Genomic DNA, 18,304 nt, shown 5'->3' with positions numbered 1-18,304 from the left:
AGTTATTTTTTTTCTGATTCTTTATCCGCAACAACCTTACGCAAACCCTCACTCGAAAAACGATGTGTACGTTTATTGTAATAGATTTCTATATTTTCTTCGACACAGTACAGACGACCTGAAAAATCAGTATCCCGATATTCCTCACCAATAATACGCATCTGAATAGGAAGAGCCTTGATCATATCAATGAGGTCTTGTTCGGTCTCGTAAGGGATTATCTCATCCACATAACGACAGCCTTCCAATTGAATATAACGTTCGACAATAGTCTGTGTAGGTTTGGCTTTCTCTGGAAATACCTCTGAAGGATCCGTATTAAGCCCAATAATCAAATAATCACAATGTCTTTTCGCTTCCTCCAACATCATTATATGGCCAGCGTGCAATAAATCGAATACACCGAAAGTAATTCCTATTTTCATCTAAATAGATTTTAAAACTGTTTCCTCATTTGAATTGGCATCCGCGACAATTTTACGTAGGCCTGAACTGGAAAAACGGTGATCACGACTATTAAAATAGAGCTCAATCCCCTTCTCCTCACAATATGATCGACCTGTAAAATTCTTTTCCCGATACTCATCCCCCACAATGCGTACATCGACCTTAAAAGACCTTAGGATATCTTCCAGATCCTGCTCAGTAGCATAAGGTACAATCTGATCCACATATTTACAGCCCTTAAGCTGAATATAACGTTCCACAACAGTTTGCGCAGGTTTATTTTTCTCTGGCCGATCCAAGGTCGGATCGGTCTGCAAACCGCAGATTAGGAAATCACATTGACGCCTAGCATCTTCAAGCATCTTGATATGTCCAGCATGTAACAAATCAAATGCACTAAAGGTAATACCAATGCGCATATTCTTAGCTGGGATAGTTATCATAATTGCAATAAATTTAAAGTAACAAAAAGAAATAGCTATTTCATCTCTCAAAGATAAAATTTATAATGAGAACATTGGGAAATTACCTTTTGTTCCCCCATAATTTAACGTAAATATCATGCCAAAGAAGGGACATCAGCATGTCTAAGGTACAAATTGGCACAGGCACGTGCATCAGAAAGTGCCTCATGGTGATTAAGTTCAATCCCTAGCACTTCACAACAAGCGTTCAGTCGGGCTGGTTTAAATCCTTTTTCCTGATAAATCTTGAATGTGCATTCCCATTTTTCCATTAAACCCAAACTATCGTAAGGTAGATTATAATAACTCATGGTCTTACGCAATACCCCACGGTCAAACAACTCATTATGCGCAACCATAATTCGATTATTGATCAAAGGAAAGATACGAGGAAACAAATCCATAAATGTAGGCGCTTGTGCTGTATCTCTCGGTCTGATCCCATGAACACGCGTTGTCTGCCACATATATTGGTTTTGAGGAGGCTGGATCAGCGAATAGAACTCCTCAACGATTACCCCCTGCTCCACCACCACCAGGCCAATGGCACAAGCGGAATTTTGGTTGGCTGTAGCCGTTTCGAAATCTATTGCTGTAAAACTTAATCCTGATTGCATGTTCACTCCTCCTAAAAGTCGAGGTAAAATTAGAGGTTTTTTAGATCATATCAAACCCCCGTTTGCAACAAGCCCTCCTGCTTCTCTTTTTTAGGCATTTCGATAATTTTTGCTTCTTTGACTACTGCCACTTCTGGAATCCGCTGTGCTCCCCTGCTTCTACGCGCTCTCACCATCTGTATACGTCGACGGCGTACAGCATGCTCGATTTCGCCTTTTATATGATAATTGTTAAAAATATATTGTTTGACAATGAGATAAAAAGCGCTCAATGCTGATAATATAGCTATAGCAAAGGACCATTGTACGGAAGCGTCAAACCGGACAATATAAATAACCGATGCACCAAGTACCAATTGAACCAGTCCATAAGCAGTGGATACCAATAAACTGCTATGACCAACTTCATTGCTTAACATATGAAGTAAGAATGTGCGATGCGGCTCAAAGATATGGTAACCTTGATAAACACGGCGTGCAACGGACCATCCGATTTCAATCCCGTAAACTCCAAGAAAGAGGATATAGGTAAAATCACCTGTTTTTAAGATCAGCTTACCAAGAGCAAACAATAGCATAAAGGAAAGTACGGCAGGCCCTACATCCCCAGCGAAACAAGCCGCTTTCTTTCGAAAGTTAAAAAATCCAAAAACGACCACGCCCAATAAGGTAAAGATCAGAAAATCTTGTTCAATATAATTTATCTTGGTATTAACGTAAAATAAGAGACCACCCATGACCAATGTACAAAAGGCTGTCATGCCATTGATACCATCCATAAAATTGTAGGCATTGATAACTCCAATTGTAAATACAAAGGCCAAAACAAGATAATACCAAGGGTAATTGAATATACCGAACTCATATACCATGAGTAACACCGAGGCTAGATGAACAGTTAGTCTTGCTGTTGGATGTACTCCCCGAATATCATCCAAGAATGAAATATAAGTTAAAAGCGTTAACCCCAAAAAGAACCAGGGATACTGGAAATCGTTATTTATAAAATATATAATTGCAGCAACATAAAAAATAATTCCAGCCCCACGAATGGTAACCTTTGTATGTGAAGAACGCTCGTTGGGTTTATCAATTATATTTAACCGATCTGCAATTTTTAAATAAAGAAATTCTAAGGCGAAAAGGAATATAAGAGTAAAGATATAAATCATAAAATGTAATTAGTGAGTCAAATAAAGCTGTGCAAATATAATAATATTAAGTTTTATTTAACAAACGTTACTAACAACATTTTCGCTACATTAAGAAAATATTTTTTTTATGTTAGTTGTTATTCCCAAGAAAAAAAAATAAATCAATTAGAAGTATGCGGTGACCAAACGCAAATATTTTTCCTTCCCAGCGCTTTTTCTAAAGTATATCTGCGACCAAAATCCACCTATTAGTCTCGAAATCATATTGTTTAACCACTTTTGCAGGTATTCCAACAGCAATACTGTAATCAGGAATACTCTTGGTCACCACTGACATCGAACCAATAACACAACCTCGCCCAATTGTAACTCCAGGTAAAATACACACATTCTCCCCAATCCACACATTATCTTTTATGTGAACAGGTTTAGTAAATAGTAATCGTTCATTGGGTTTGGTTAGTGGACTATCTTGCTCCTCTCCTGAATACGACCCATGATTCAAATCTGAAATAAAAACACGGCTAGCAATTAATACATCATTGCCGATAACAACCTTCTCGCCTGCCGCTATGTGCACATAATCATTAAGCTGAACATTATTGCCAAAAATCAAGCATTTTTGCTCGTTCTTTTCAACCGGATGAACTTCAAGGCGGCAACCGAAACCTGTTGTTAAGTTATTACCAAGATCGATCAACCTCCGATTTCTTACATCGAATGGCAAACGGATCAATCTAGCCCTAGGATAGAACAACCTAGTATGTAATGTACTTATCAATAAACGTATAACTCCTAATAATCCATAACGTTTATACATTTCCATATAAAATCATTTTATTTATTAATTCTACCCTCGCTATTAGCTAGGCTATAAAATTTCGGATCTAGCGCAAAAATACTATTAATACCCGTCGAGCATATTTTAAAAGCGAAAACACATTAAAAAATAAATACTCAGCACTATTGATTATCCCCATCTTTAGTGCCATTCTAATATTTTTAAGCTCTCCTTTTTCCATTTCCCATAAATTACTTGAAAGCCCTGACTCTCCAAAATCATGTTTACCACCTCCAGTAATCACCAAGCTTTCATTCAAAAGATAACTTTTACATTTATTTGCTATGCGAATGAAATAATTGCCTTCTTCTGCATAGCGTTGAGTTTCGTCAAAATATCCCACCCGATCAATAATCTCACGTTTAAAAATAATTGTCGGTGTAACAAAGACAAACTTGAAAAGCAATTCTTTGGCTGATATCTGATTGATTACATCCAATTTTCGGAGGGCCAATTGTTGAATGTACTCGCCATTCCTGGTTGTCCCCAGAAAATCTATGGTCGGATCTGCCTCCAGCACCTGTAGTTGTCGTTCTAATTTGTTTGGCAGCCAGGTATCATCCGAGTCCAGTAAGCAAATCCAATCACCTGTACAGCGCTTCATACCTTCGTTGCGGGCTCTGGACACACCAGCATTCGTTTGGTTCACTAATCTGATATTATCTCTTTGTTGATCTTTGATATAATTTTCAACTAATATTTTTGAATCGTCAGTCGATCCATCATTAATAATGATAATCTCTATGTCCCCTTGCCAGGTCTGCGCATACACGGAATTAATGGTTTGCAAAATTGATTTTGCTGCATTATACATCGGTATGACAACCGATACTTTGATTTGATTCATGTAAAATAATTATCTGCTATCCGATCTCCGTTGGTAGATCTTTATTAAAAATTGATTTATACGGTACATACAATTCCTCATAAAAAGAAACGTTACTCTTTAACCGCATTAAATAAAACAGAAATACAACTAACAATACTAAATTTCGATTTGACCTAAACTCAAAACGCATAATGAAGAATGGAATAAGCAAAAACTGAAAATATTCGTAATACTGCGCCATACGAGCAACAGCAACAGAAACTGGTGTGATAATAACAAATATACACATGCCTGCGAAGTAGAGATTAAATAAACCTCTAAATGTTACATTCTCTTTATACAGATCATAAAAAAATCCTATTATTAACAGCAATAACAAAATGCGATAGCTTGAACCAACCAACATAATTTGAAAAGCAGAACGAGTAGGCTCCGCAGCATAATCGCCACCTTCCTCCGCATAAGTTAACGCCTTTTCAGAAATAATACCAAAATTAATCTGCCCAAGAAATTTCAGTCCGATCTCGAAAATTATAGAAAGAAAAAAAGATATTAACATTCCCATTAATATCTGTTTTCGAGTAAAAGTCTTATTATATAAAAAATAGGCTGGTATAAATAATATTGCTGATCGATGAAATAAAAAGGCTAAAATGACACAAAGCAAAAATTTCCAAAACTTCCTCTCTTCTATGAATACAAATGAAAACAAAGTCAATGCCACGGCAACGTTAAAACGGACGAAAAAGATGGAACCCATATAGAAGCCAAACCAAATCATCAACGAAACGAAAGGTTGTAGCGAATACTTCCGAAAAATATAAAAGTGCAGAGAATATATAATAAGTGCCTGTATTACAAGGACGATTGTATAATTATCACTAACCGCTGCTACAAAATAATTGAGATAATAGAACCCTGGTTCAAAAGCCAAGAGATAAAAAACGTTATCCACGTTTTCAAATAATCCAATATAGGCTCCCCAGTCTGTGCCCCGTTCCCATCGTAAACTTGCCAAACAAAATAATAACAGAAAAGGAATTATTAACACCTTACTTAAAAGATATTTCCCGCGATTAATTTCGAAGAAAGCAAGTACTGCGAATAATATATAGATTAAATATAGATACATGTTAAAGATTCATCTTCATCTGCTGAGCGCCAAAAATATATCGTGCCGCCTTTAAATTTACAGAAAATTGCTTTAAATCCACCTCGCCCCGCATCACTTGTTCCACGACCTCATAAATTTCTTCTTTGCTATCACAAAGAAATCCAATAGGCCCACAGGCATTGAAGACAGACTCAAAATAATCGTTTCGCAAAGCAATAATAAACTTATCTTGTTGAATTGCATCAAATATAGCTCCACTAGCAGTGAATTGATAATGTCTATTATCGTAAAAAAACAAGATATAGTCTAATATACCGACCTCTTTATCGAATTCGTTGCGATCAAGAAATACATTCGGACCGGAAGCAAACTTTATCCATGGATATTCATCTGTTTCAAAATTATGCCAGCCAATGAGGTGTGCTGAAAATTGCTCTGGGTATTTTTCTGAGAAATAATGGGAGATCTCATCAAAAATTTTAAATCCCTTCGCTTGCGTCGCAACACCGACCCAGCCAAATCGAGTCATTACTCCCCTTTTATTGACTTTTGGAAGAGATTCATTGAAAATATAAGGATGATGCATGGTGACAATATTTCCCGTCAAATTTGGATAATGCCGAGTGAAATTCTGGACAATAGATGGCCCAAGGATAATCAATTTTAGATTTTTAGGCAACGTGCCCCGAAAAAAAGGTTTCAAAAAAGAAGAATACCAATATAATGGACTAGTTATCCTATACGTTGAGAATAAATAACCCAGCTCACCGTGGCAAACAACATAGACCTCTGTTTCTAACATTCTTAAAATGATTTTTAAGAAAACAGCAAATACCGGATTGAGCGCTGGGAATACTATACGCGATGACTTAAACTTCAATAAATAAAAAATATTTAGAAAAGTTCCAAAAAGATATCTAAAAAATATAGCGTAAAATGAATTTCCTTTTGGGAGGTTTTTTGGTTTAAATGTTATCCGATTTGAAAGCCCTTGAAATTCCTGATCTTCCTTTAATAACTTTACTATTGCATTGATAGCCGATTTGTCTGCTATATAGAGCAAAGGGCTCGTTGAACTATTTAAAATAACATATAAAAACGAAGTATTAAACATTTCGTGAAACCCACCAATAGAAAAAGTATCGACAATAACAGTCTTTTTCATGATTTCCGTTTTAACACATTTATGATTCTATTTTTTTTTAATGCCATAAAATAGCTCAACACTAATTTCAGTGCATTAACGGAAATGCCAGCATCTACTATCAATTTTTTAAAATCCTGATATCCCATCTCAGCATGCACACTACCTGCTTGAACTGAAAGCCAACGTAAACACAATTGATCCGTTATAGCGATCTCATTTTCTGTAGTTACATGTTTTAGCCAGCTAATATATTGGCTCGCGGCGATCAATTTCTTTTCAACGACTGATTTGGATTTTATATCTGACGAAATGTTGAAACCACTAAAACGCCAATAAACATTCGAGCTGAGCGCTGTAATTTGCTTACCATTATTTAACGAATATAGAAACCAGGTAGCGTCATCTGATGCCCAACCCAAAGGGAAATTTACGAATTTAAATCTTTCATATAGCGATCGGTGAAAAATATACTCTACTGCAAAACTCCGAAAGCCATTGCATGCCAACCTATTACTGATAAAGTCAATTGAGCTGATTGATACCGCAATATCATTTAGGTGATCAAATTTCGTATAGCTAGGGTGCAATTTCCCATGCTCATCAATAACTTTGGTATGAAATTTATATAACAAGCTGTGTTCGTTATAGCTATTATAGAACACCTCTACTGCATTGCATTCGATCAAATCATCATCAGAAAAAAGCCAGACCCAATCTTCATGTGTTAAATCAATACATCTTTCCCATTGTTTTGTCAAAGATTCACCACCTAAGTTAACTTCAAAACGATGATATCTTATTTTTAATTTATCGCAGTATTTGTCCAATATTGGTTGAATTGAATAAGGACTATTATCGTCACCAATGTATACTGTAAAGTTTTTAACCGTCTGAAGGCTTAGACTTTCTAATGTATTTTCGATAAACTTATTTTTATAATATGGAATGACTATCGCCAATTTGGATTTACACATCATTATATCAACGATCTAAATATGAATGAATTTTTTTTACAATCAGAGACCAGCTAAATTCCTGTTTAGCTCGAGATACGATATCCGTTTCTGCAGGTAGCCTTATCTCTTCATTAATAATTGACTGTAAAATAAAGGTCAGCTTTTTAACATTACCAACTTCAAAAAAAATGCCGTAAGGTCCTGCGATTTCTATAGCAGGGGTTAATTCGGTAGATACAATAAAACATCCGCATGACATCCCCTCCAGCAAAGCTATACCAAAGCTTTCAAACTTTGATGTTTGAACAAAAATCTTGGAATTTCGGAGCCTTCTCAATAACATGTTTCTATCGGATATTGGTCCTGTAAAGAAAACCTTATTTTTAAGTCGTGGATTTGCTTCAAAAAAGAGGTCAATATCTCTTTGAAAGGTTTCGTCTATAGGACCTATAAATTCGACTTTCCAAGCTTGTAGATCTAGCATACACAATGTATTGAGCATCGTTAAATTATCCTTTTCCGGCGCACCAACTCGTCCCACTAATACGATAATTTTTTCTTTGTCCTTATTAAGATCTTGTTCGGTAAGAAATGATAACTTTTCAAAATCAAAACCGTTCGGAATATAAGCGACACGCATAGATACATCTTGTTCGAAGAAATTTTGCAAAGATCTGCTTTCAACAGATATCAGATCTGCTTTATTATATAAACTAACTTTAAATTTCTTCCATAATCCTTTAGATTTAGCAAAACTGCTTTCTTTTATGCTATCATTTGCATCCAATTTAAAATAAAACTTGACTCTATTACCGGTAATCACTTTAATAAACAAAGCAATTAAAGTTTTGATAAATGACTGATGAAAGAACATGACAACATCGAATCTTCTCAAATGACATAAAAGAAAAAAAAAGATATTTAGATTTTCATTTTCAAATATTTTTTTGATTCTATAGTAGGATAGACCTTTTACCTCGGTATCAAGATATTCCATGGACTCCCTTTTTTCATAGCAAGCAACGGATGATTTGTAATAACCTTCTTTTTGTAAAAAATAGGGAATCATGCCTACATCTTTAATCAAATGGATATTAGCTCCACCAGGAAAAATTGTTATAAAACGTTTCATAAACTTTCAATCTTACGTATTAACTGCAACTTACGCTTATAGCTTGCAACTTTTGAAGGTGATCGCTTGAGCTTATTATAAATGATGACCAATGTATAGAAAAATGTATCAACTTTGTATGAAAGGCGAATCAAGTAGCGCTGATTTGTTTTGGTATAATAGAGCTTCTCGCTTTTACGCATTCTATAAGCTACTTTTTCATCGTTAGGCTCGCTCTGTCCCTCTAAATGAATAATCTTTGCATTTGGAAGAGACATAACATCATACCCTAATTGCCGAACTCTAAATGTTAATTCTGTTTCTTCATAGTACATGAAAAAATCCTCATCAAAGCCACCTGCCTTGATAAATATAGATTTTGGTATAAATAAATCTGCACCAGAAATATATCCTACTTTTTGGGGAATACCTGTGTTATTAAAACTACCTACTCGTCCTAGGATTTTTCCAAGCTTAAAAAAACATAAAAAATCAATTTCCGCCGTTACACTTGGAAGAAAACTCCAACAAGAAAATGCTGGTTGGAGATTGGCGTCATATAAATTGCCTCCTACGATCCCAACCTGTTCATTGCTTTCACAGAAATCATAAAATTTAGCTATGGCATTATTTAACAAGACTGTATCGGGATTTAATAGAAAAAGATATTTTCCTTTGGCTACTTTTGCTCCAAAATTGTTTCCGGAGCCAAAGCCGCGATTTTCTGGATTCTTGAGAAATATAACCTCGTTATAATGTTCGTGTATTCGTTCGATGTCACGCTGTGGGGAGTCGTTGTCTACTACAATGATCTCAAAATTTATACCGATAGTATGTTTGTAGACAGACTCAATCGAACTGAGTATCAACCGAAAAGAATTATAATTAACGATTATAATAGAGACATCCATTACTTTAAAATATTTTTACAAATACTTATTACAGCGCCCAAAGAAAATTTATTGACCAATAGTATATTTACATTTTTCTTAACCAAAGTAATGTAAAGTGCCCCTAAAACAAAGAGTTCTATCAGCAAATAACTATAACTTGTTCCGATAAAACCATATTGAGAACTTAACACCAAATTGAGTAAAAAACCTATGCATGCAGCCATTGCCGTAACGCGAAAAAAATCTTTATCCATCTTCAAATTCAACATGGTTTGTATACCCAAAAATGTATTGACCATGGAGATAAGAGGAAGGAATGCCAGAATCTTAAGCGGTGTAATTGCGTTATCAAATTTATTACCATAAATTAAATGAATCGAAAAAGGAGCTAGAAAGAAAATGAGAATTCCAACAACTGACAAAACATATATCAAAACAGGCAGTAAACTTCTCAATACATTTAATCCCTCTTCGATATTCGCATTAAACGCCTTTGAAATATAAGGGAAGAGCACTGTAGATAGTGGCAAATTAAGTACATTAATAACAATAAATATTAACGATTGCGCTGTGGTATAATAGCCAACATCCGCTTTTGAAGCGAAAAAACCCAACACGATAATATTCGTTGTAGTATAAATAGAGACCACAAAGGAAGATAAATACATCATTCTTTCTTCTATCAGGAGGCCCCAAACTCTTTTAGTGGATATCACGTTAAACTGGATATGAAACTTCTTGACAGCAAAAGCAACCAAAAACCCCGAAATCCCAAAACTCAAAAAGAAATTAATAAGTGGCAGGACAATAAGATCATCTGCTTTTTTTACCAAAATCAAAATAAATATACAATTAAGCAAACCCCTTAAAAAATTAGTAAATGCAAAAATATTCAAGTGCTGCATACCCTGAAACACGTATTGTGGTGTTAAACAGGTAGAAATACAGGAGCAAAACACAATTATTGCTACAGCTTTATTACTAGCCAGGGGACTGAAAACAAATAATGCGATGATAAATAAGAATACTGAAACCAAAAATAAGTACGCCCGAGCTGTCATAACTTCCGAAAAAACTTTGCTTAAGGAAGAGGGTTCTGCCGCTATGCGTCGGGTTGCTGTATAGTCAAAACCGTAAGAGATCAGTATATTGAAATAAGCCACAAAAGCGGTCGCGTAATTAATAATTCCATAACCCTCGGGGCCGATAATCCGAGACACATAAGGTATGGTAATTAATGGGAACACATAATTGATCAACTGTACAAGTCCCAATGAAGCAAAGCTCTGCAGTAAATTCTTTCGCATTCTAAGTAATTTTAAGCAATTTGCTCCTCACTCATCGCTGATTTGTAAAATCTAATCAATGTTAATATAAAGGCGGAACACACAAAACACAAAATAAAACCTATAAAGAAATAGAACTTTTTGCTTACTACTTTATTTTCCAGTGGAAATGTCGGAACGTCGATCAATTGGATGAGGGGAGATTCCTTTAATAGGGTCATTTTTGCAATTTCCAAATTTTGAACCAGCTGGTTTAAAATAGCTTTATTTGTTTCGGCTGAAAATTGTGAACGTTGACTAGGTATTATACGCTGTGCCTGCCGTGTCGGGTTCAAATTCGGTGTAGCATCAACAATAGAGGCCATTGTACTAATGTTTCCATTCATCATACCACGGATAGAGTCTGCTTGCTGTTGTATCAATTGAATATTATGCTGGGCCCTTTTTGTTTTGGTCTGCATGTAAAAGTCATTAACTTCCTGCACTAAGGCTGTATTAAATTCTTTAGCGAAGGACTCGTCAAATGCTGTAATTTCCACTTTTATAATCGACAACTTTTTATCCAATTTATCTACTTTCAGATTTTTCTTGATAAGCTGCCCAATGACTTTATTCATCAGACTATCACGTTGTCTTACTTCAGATCCGGCATAATGTTTTCGAAAATCGATCTGCTTATCTTTTTTCTGTTTCTCCTCTTCGAATTCTAAATAACGGTCAATCAAAAGCTTACTAGTATCTGACGCAGAAGTCTTAAGTAAAGTAGCTTGAAGCATTTTGCGGGATTTATAAAATTCCAGTAAATTATCGCCCTGAAAAATCCCGGCCCCGGATCCGCCAATGTCCATACCCACCATTGAAGCCAAACCTTCATATTGACTAAATCCACTACTTTTCTCACCAGATTCTAAAACAAAGGTTGTGACAGCAGTATAAGCCGTCCTTTTGGTACTTGCATAAAATGCCCCCACAGCACCACCTATTAGTCCAGCAATAATTAGAATATACCATTTACCAAGTAGAAATTTTAGCCATTTTTGAATTAAATGCACCAATTCTTTTAATGACAGCTCACCTTTTTCTCGCGTATTATCCATCTCAGCCAATATGTTAAATTAACGCAACAATGATACAATAATAGCCGCCAACGAGGCAATGCCCGTTCCTAGACCAACCCAACCTTGAGCGCTCATCCGCTCTCTTGGTGCACGCTTCGGAACAACGATCTCCGCTCCCGGTTTTACCTCAGGATACCCACCCGATTTACCTTTTACAGCACCATTGGCATACTGAACAAAGACACGTTTTTTCAATGCATTGTCCGTAAATCCACCAGCTTGATTGATATAGTATTTTAGGTTTTTACCTTTTACATATACGACATTATTTGGATTCAAAACCTCTCCTACGACCTTAACTGTTTCCAGTTCTTTTGGCACAGTAATAATATCACCATCCAATACCAATAAGTCGCCTTTTTCGTAAGGCTTCTCCAAAATTTTATTTAACTCAATCCCAACAAGATCACTTGGCTCAACATCAGACGCTGACATCCCTTGCTGTGACACCTTCGCCAAGGCACTACTTTTTGCCTTTGAACTGTCTGTATTCTCCTCGTCGTTTTCCTTTTCTTGTTTATTTTTCTTATTATCTCCAATCGCGTCCAAACTATCTTGCTCCAGCTCTTTTTTCAAACGTTCTTTCTCTTTTTTCTCCTCTGCTTTCAATTTAGACATCCCTGTACGTTTTAAAGATGCTCCTTCAGTATAAGCGTAAGTGGTCAATCCTCCGGCCCGCTTGACGATGTCGGAGATACGTTCATCCTCGCGTGAAATGGTATAAATACCCGGATATAGGACCTCACCCTCAATCGTCACTTGCCGTTGTGTACGGAACCCTGCGTCTCCTAATACCGAAACAACATCGTAAGGTTGTAAAGCAATAGTCGGATCTGTAAGGATACCTTCTTTGATATCAACTAAAATAGTTTGCGATGAGCTATGATCGTCAGCAGTGCGCTGTTTAAGTCTTCGAGCAATCTCCACACGAGCATTTTTAGCCGCTTCTGTCAGCCCACCAGCTTTTTGAATAACATCACCTAGTGTTGCATTGCTAGCGAAAGGTAGATCACCAGGAAAACGTACTTCGCCCTGAACGGTAAATTTATATTCGTCACGTAAATCAAAAATAGAAGCTATTTCGATCTTGTCCTCACGCTTCAATGGAATATCAGCAACTGTACCAGCCAATACCTCACGTACATTAAAATTGATCAGTTCTGAAGTATTATCTGCTTTCAAACGGTTAATGATCCCTCGTTCCAAAAAAGCATCCTCACGTACACCATCGGCCATTTCAAGCACTTGCTTGAGTGTCAGACCTGACTCCAAACCAAATATACCCGGACGGAATACCGCACCAAGAACAGATACCCGATTGGCATAACGTTCCAATATCGGCTCAACAATATATTGATCTCCACCCTTAGGCGTATAATTTGCGAACTGGTCAGCATAGACATTTTGCACACTGCGCTCACGTCCTGTTGTTTGCAAAACTTTGATCTTCGCAGTATAGGCATTCTCTGTAAAATCGCCCGCATAACGCAAGATATCTGATAAGGATTCTCCGGCTACCGTCTCGAAAATAGCAGGTCGCTTTACTTCACCTTCAAACTGCACACGCGCTCCATATACAGGAATATGGATAATATCTTGATCCTGTAAACGTATATTACCTTGTTGTATACCATTAGCCAAAAAATCATAAACATCAATTGTACTGACGACACGATTACCACGGATCACTTGGATCTGACGGTAGGTACCATTTTTATTGGGGCCTCCAGAAGCATAAAGTGCATTGAAGACTGTAGCTAAAGAAGGTAAACTATAGGTACCCGGTTTGGTAACAGCTCCGGTCAAGGTAACACGGATCGTACGGATATTACCAATTGTTACACTTACATTGGTTCTTCCTGAACGGATTGCAGGATAGGTTCCACTCAAACGCTGTTCAATCTTACTCTTCGCCGCAGCGATCGATAAGCCCGCAACATTAATCTGACCAACATATTCCACCTTGATCATTCCATCTGGGCTGACAAGAAGTGTATAAGAAGCTTCATTATCACCAGTGATATCCAATAAGATCTCATCATCAGGACCAATGATATAAGAACTTGGCGTCGCCATCCGAAGATTGGGTTCAAAAGTAATGCTATTATTCTTAAACAAGTCCGCGCCAAAAATCTTCAATTTTCCATCATCATGCTGAACGGAATCGGGATTATTATTGCGTTTATTTTGTAAGGAATCTGTCGTATTTACCCCCCCCACTTGACGGCCGGCTGCCCGCCCTGCGGTAGCGGTCGTATTGTTTCGCTGGGATTGATCGGATTGTTGTTTCTTGCGTTTAATTTTCGCCAAACGATCTTTTAGTTTTTGCACTTCAACAGCAGAGATCCCTTGTGCACGGGCAAAACCATCCAATTGGCTTTCATCATAGCCCATTAATGCTGCCTGTTTTACGTATTGCTCGATTTGAGCATCCGTCAAATTATCCACCTTGATGTTGGCCGGATTGGTCTGTGCGTATATTGAGCCCACAAATCCGATCATGCAAAACCATAAAATTACTTTTTTCATTCGATATATTGGCATTTGCCGCAAAATTAGTAAAACTATTTAATTAAATCGTTTAAAATATTTACACCAGAGGTTTTAAACTGGCCGGAAAGAGGTCTCTACCTCCTCGCTAGAATCTTTCGCTATTCAGGTATCTAACGTAAAAGACAGCGCTTTTGCTACGTCTTACTCTTTATTCTATCAGGTATCATTGATTTATTACAACGCTAAGGGCAAGTCAGTGACAACAATCGCTTCATGCGAATGATTCTGTCCATGGAATCCTGAAAGTTTTATTAACTTAGCAAAGTTAAGCATTAAATTAGAATGAAAAGTTCAACTCTTGGTTTTTGGTTGCCAATGGCCCTGATCGCAGGCCTGCTATGGGCATGCAATGGAAATAATAAATCAAAAAAAGAAAGTAACGAAACAATATCGCAAAAAGCGAGTACGATGAGTGCCGCAGATAGTAGCTTGTTACATTTCTGGGATAAGTTCGACATGAAAGACACTGCTCAGGTTAAAAATCCAGACAAAGGAGAGCAGCAACTCGCTGATTTTATCGGTTTATTATCAAAAACACCTGATTCTGCCATGCGGGACAAAGCGGTAGACCTGATGTTAGACAAGGCCAAATCCAATAGGACCAGTTTCGACTACTTCATTAAACTATACGAACGTTATCTCTATAATGGTAATTCACCAATGCGAAATGATATCATCTACGAATCTGTTCTACGTTACATGATCAAAACTGACCTATTATCGGATCTAGAGAAAGAAGCCTATAGACCTACCTATAAATTAGTAATGCGCAATAAGGTAGGGCAGCCCGCAGAGGACTTTAGTTATGAACTGGCCAATGGAACAAAACAAAAACTATCGCAGACAAAAGCTAAATATACCTTCTTGATCTTTTACGACCCGGATTGCTCGCATTGCAAAGAAACCATCCATCAACTCCGCGATACTCCAGAATTGGTGCAACTTTTCACCAAATTAGAGGTACAGGTACTCGCGATTGACCCCTGGGGAGACCGCAGTAAATGGAAAAATTATATGCCTGAAATGTCCGAAAAATGGATCAATGGTTTTGATACCGATAGCAAGATACTGTCGTTCAACTTATACGATCTCAAGGCATCGCCAACAATATATCTCTTGGATGAAAACAAAAAGGTTATATTAAAAGACACTTACCTACAGCCAGTGATCCAATATTTTGTTCAACCCAAGTAATAATATATGACCGAACATTCGGAAGACAATAAGACACGAATTATTTCCAATGACCTCTATTTTACCGAAGTACAACGGATGCTGGATGAAGGTAAGGAGGTCCGTATCCGTATCAAAGGTGGTAGCATGCGTCCGTTTATCGAGGATGGAGACAGCGTTTTATTGCTGGCCTATCGGGGTAGGGTTTTGCAGCTGGGGAGTAATCTATTGGCCAAACACCAAGGGAAGTATGTTTTTCATCGCTATGTCGGAAAGAAAAATGGACAGATCGTCTTAGCTGGAGACGGTAATCTCGTATTACGGGAGTATATAGACACAACGGACATTATTGCTGTCGCTTCGGTCCATTATCCACTGCAATCAGCCGAGGAAATTAATTTAAATCACTGCTGGGCAAGATTGCGTGGCTTGGCATGGTACCGTATCCGTCTGCTCCGGCGGATTGTTGCCAAATTGAAACGTATGGTATAACGATATACAGGTTATGCTGATGGAAAATAATTATTAACTTTGGTTTTATTTATTCTATTGTCCTAATATATCACGTCGACATGTTGCATAAACAAACGAACAGTGCACCTGGAAACGGATATGACCATTAAAAAACAGATAATTTATATATGAAATTGAGATCGGATTTAGTATTGAGAACAATTGGTTCAGATCATTTAATTGTGGATCCTAGCCAGGATATGGTTGACCTATCGACCGTGTACACCCTGAATAGCACTGCGGCATGGCTTTGGGAGCAACTCAAAGGAACAGAATTTGAACTAAATACCATCGTTGGCCTGCTCTGTGACAACTATGAGGTCGATAAGGAGCAGGCGCAATCCGATGCTAAAGTTTTACTTGCGGATTTTGAGAAACAAGGACTATTGGAAAAATAACCTTTCCATTGATCTATCCAAATGAACAACAACAGCCTGAAACAACATGCGCGCTGGGCATGGTCAGTCAGCGATGGTTACCGTGGTAGATTGCTCCTATACTTTGTATTGGAACTGATCTGTATCGGTCTTTCCCTGATCTTTGTATACCTGTCCAAAAAAGCAGTTGATGTAGCGACTTCCCCAGGAGAATTACCCCTTAAGTGGCTGTTGATCGGCATTATTGGAAGCATCACGCTAAATGTGGCAATAAAAGGCTATTCAGGTCGTCTGTTGGAGCGCGTCAAGCTGATGATGACACTGGAATTGCAGCGCCATATGCTCGACGCACAGATGCTATCGGTATGGCGGCTGATCAAAAACTGGCATACAGGTGATATCCAGATCCGGATTCAGACCGATTGTGAAGAAGTGGCCAATACCATCGCCAGTACTGCACTTTCCTTTGTATTGACGATTATTCAACTACTGGCTTCTGTGGGCTTCCTATGGTATATGGATCCGATGCTTGCCCTGATGATCCTGGCCATATCACCTTTATTTGTATTCTCAAAGATTTACTTCCGCAGAATGCGCAAATTGAGCAAGGAGGTAAAAGAGGAGGAAAGTAATTTTTCAAAAGTTCTCCAAGAAAATCTGCGCTTCCGGCTGCTGATCCGTGCCATGGGCATTTTTCCTAAAAGACGTGCGAAATTGACTGAAAGCCAACAACAGCTTTTTATGCTGAAAATGCGTCAGATCAACTTTTCGACCTATACCCAAGGTGCCATGAAAGTCGCCATGAATGCGGGTTATTTAGTCGCCTTTATCTGGGGCGTCTATCGGCTGCAATCCGGGCAGATTACTTTTGGAACAATGACTGCCTTTTTGCAATTGGTCGCTCGAATTCAAACACCAATTCTTGCATTGATTGCTTATATTCCAGGTTTTGTTCGCTTTCGGGTATCTGCAGATCGGCTTTTGGAATTACAAGAAGGCGAGATTGAACCTCTGGTAGAACAGTATCGATTAAATGGGACAAAAGAACTGCGCATCACTGACCTATCCTTTCGCTATGAAGACAAATGGGTGCTGCAGCAGTTAAATCTTTCCCTCAAAGTGGGTGAACCAACAGCAATTATTGGCCCCAGTGGAAAAGGAAAGACGACCTTGATCCGTCTGTTGCTATCGCTGCTAAAAGCTGAAAAAGGCGATATCACATTGGTAGATACAGATGGAGAACGATCATTGGAGGCAAAGCACCGCATCAATTTTGCCTATATTCCGCAGGGTAATTCGCTGTTCAGTGGAACAATACGTGAAAACCTGTTGCTCCATGTCAAAGAAGATAGTCCACTTGATATAGATAAAGCGCTATGGCTGGCCTGTGCAGAATTTGTATTTGAATTTCCAGATGGCGTAGACACTTTAGTGGGAGAATCGGGTATAGGTCTATCGGAGGGACAAGCGCAACGTATCGCTATTGCTCGTGCACTGATGCACGATGGTGATATCTGGCTCTTTGACGAAGTAACCTCTGCATTAGATAGAACGACTTCAGATATGCTAACACAACGCCTGCTCGAATATGGAAAACATAAAATATGTCTTTTTGTAACACACGACTTACATCTCGCAGATAAATGTCAGCACCGCATCTACCTTGATTAAATAAAGTAATAGCTGTGATTAGCAAATACAAATAGCTATG

18 protein-coding genes are annotated in these 18,304 nt (G+C 37.7%); 4 read left to right on the top strand and 14 right to left on the bottom strand.

Features of this window, described 5'->3' with window-relative positions:
• Positions 1–2: 2 nt before the first annotated feature.
• The 14 genes from LC454_RS19950 to LC454_RS19885 form a co-directional block, all read right to left on the bottom strand.
• Entirely contained in the window at positions 3–425 is a 423-nt protein-coding gene (locus LC454_RS19950) for an adenylyltransferase/cytidyltransferase family protein (RefSeq protein WP_223584162.1), read from the bottom strand.
• On the bottom strand, positions 426–890 hold the full coding sequence (locus LC454_RS19945) for an adenylyltransferase/cytidyltransferase family protein (protein WP_223584161.1): 465 nt from the start codon (positions 888–890) through the stop codon (positions 426–428).
• Between the two features lie 116 nt (positions 891–1,006).
• Complete coding sequence (locus LC454_RS19940) at positions 1,007–1,528, bottom strand: 3'-5' exonuclease (protein ID WP_223584160.1); 522 nt, start codon at positions 1,526–1,528, stop codon at positions 1,007–1,009.
• 50 nt (positions 1,529–1,578) lie between these two features.
• Positions 1,579–2,700, bottom strand: a complete 1,122-nt coding sequence (locus LC454_RS19935) for a UDP-GlcNAc--UDP-phosphate GlcNAc-1-phosphate transferase (RefSeq protein WP_223584159.1) — start codon at positions 2,698–2,700, stop codon at positions 1,579–1,581.
• Positions 2,701–2,899: 199 nt separating this feature from the next.
• Complete coding sequence (locus LC454_RS19930) at positions 2,900–3,508, bottom strand: DapH/DapD/GlmU-related protein (RefSeq protein ID WP_223584158.1); 609 nt, start codon at positions 3,506–3,508, stop codon at positions 2,900–2,902.
• Between the two features lie 61 nt (positions 3,509–3,569).
• Positions 3,570–4,370: a glycosyltransferase family 2 protein gene (locus tag LC454_RS19925; RefSeq protein WP_223584157.1), complete on the bottom strand. Its 801-nt coding sequence runs from the start codon at positions 4,368–4,370 to the stop codon at positions 3,570–3,572.
• A 16-nt stretch (positions 4,371–4,386) separates the two neighbouring features.
• Complete coding sequence (locus LC454_RS19920) at positions 4,387–5,484, bottom strand: EpsG family protein (RefSeq protein WP_223584156.1); 1,098 nt, start codon at positions 5,482–5,484, stop codon at positions 4,387–4,389.
• Position 5,485: 1 nt separating this feature from the next.
• Positions 5,486–6,631 carry a hypothetical protein gene (locus LC454_RS19915; protein WP_223584155.1) on the bottom strand — a complete coding sequence of 382 codons (1,146 nt, stop codon included), beginning with the start codon at positions 6,629–6,631 and terminating at the stop codon, positions 5,486–5,488.
• Complete coding sequence (locus tag LC454_RS19910; RefSeq protein WP_223584154.1) at positions 6,628–7,590, bottom strand: glycosyltransferase family 2 protein; 963 nt, start codon at positions 7,588–7,590, stop codon at positions 6,628–6,630. Before LC454_RS19910 ends, LC454_RS19915 begins: the two co-directional genes overlap by 4 nt.
• Before the next feature lie 4 nt (positions 7,591–7,594).
• Positions 7,595–8,701, bottom strand: a complete 1,107-nt coding sequence (locus tag LC454_RS19905; RefSeq protein WP_223584153.1) for a glycosyltransferase — start codon at positions 8,699–8,701, stop codon at positions 7,595–7,597.
• A complete protein-coding gene (locus LC454_RS19900; RefSeq protein WP_223584152.1) occupies positions 8,698–9,591 on the bottom strand; it encodes a glycosyltransferase family 2 protein in 894 nt (297 codons plus the stop codon). The genes LC454_RS19905 and LC454_RS19900 overlap by 4 nt, the downstream gene beginning before the upstream one ends.
• Entirely contained in the window at positions 9,591–10,880 is a 1,290-nt protein-coding gene (locus LC454_RS19895; protein ID WP_223584151.1) for an oligosaccharide flippase family protein, read from the bottom strand. Before LC454_RS19895 ends, LC454_RS19900 begins: the two co-directional genes overlap by 1 nt.
• 11 nt (positions 10,881–10,891) lie before the next feature.
• Positions 10,892–11,956: a lipopolysaccharide biosynthesis protein gene (locus LC454_RS19890; protein ID WP_223584150.1), complete on the bottom strand. Its 1,065-nt coding sequence runs from the start codon at positions 11,954–11,956 to the stop codon at positions 10,892–10,894.
• A gap of 18 nt (positions 11,957–11,974) precedes the next feature.
• Positions 11,975–14,506 (bottom strand): SLBB domain-containing protein, encoded by a 2,532-nt coding sequence (locus LC454_RS19885; protein ID WP_223584149.1) that lies wholly within the window; start codon positions 14,504–14,506, stop codon positions 11,975–11,977.
• Between the two features lie 306 nt (positions 14,507–14,812).
• Here LC454_RS19885 and LC454_RS19880 point away from each other — a divergent pair, with 306 nt between their 5' ends.
• The 4 genes from LC454_RS19880 (at position 14,813) to LC454_RS19865 (ending at position 18,264) form a co-directional block, all read left to right on the top strand.
• Positions 14,813–15,724 (top strand): DUF5106 domain-containing protein, encoded by a 912-nt coding sequence (locus LC454_RS19880; RefSeq protein WP_223584148.1) that lies wholly within the window; start codon positions 14,813–14,815, stop codon positions 15,722–15,724.
• 6 nt (positions 15,725–15,730) lie between these two features.
• The gene (locus tag LC454_RS19875; RefSeq protein WP_223584147.1) at positions 15,731–16,195 is read left to right on the top strand and encodes a S24 family peptidase; all 465 of its coding nucleotides are present in this window, start codon (positions 15,731–15,733) and stop codon (positions 16,193–16,195) included.
• A 149-nt stretch (positions 16,196–16,344) separates the two neighbouring features.
• Positions 16,345–16,614, top strand: a complete 270-nt coding sequence (locus LC454_RS19870; RefSeq protein WP_223584146.1) for a PqqD family protein — start codon at positions 16,345–16,347, stop codon at positions 16,612–16,614.
• A 21-nt stretch (positions 16,615–16,635) separates the two neighbouring features.
• On the top strand, positions 16,636–18,264 hold the full coding sequence (locus LC454_RS19865) for an ABC transporter ATP-binding protein (RefSeq protein WP_223584145.1): 1,629 nt from the start codon (positions 16,636–16,638) through the stop codon (positions 18,262–18,264).
• The last annotated feature ends 40 nt before the right edge of the window (positions 18,265–18,304 follow it).

This window comes from Sphingobacterium sp. GVS05A (assembly GCF_019969845.1).
Taxonomy (GTDB): domain Bacteria; phylum Bacteroidota; class Bacteroidia; order Sphingobacteriales; family Sphingobacteriaceae; genus Sphingobacterium.
This window is presented reverse-complemented; position numbering and strand designations above follow the sequence as displayed.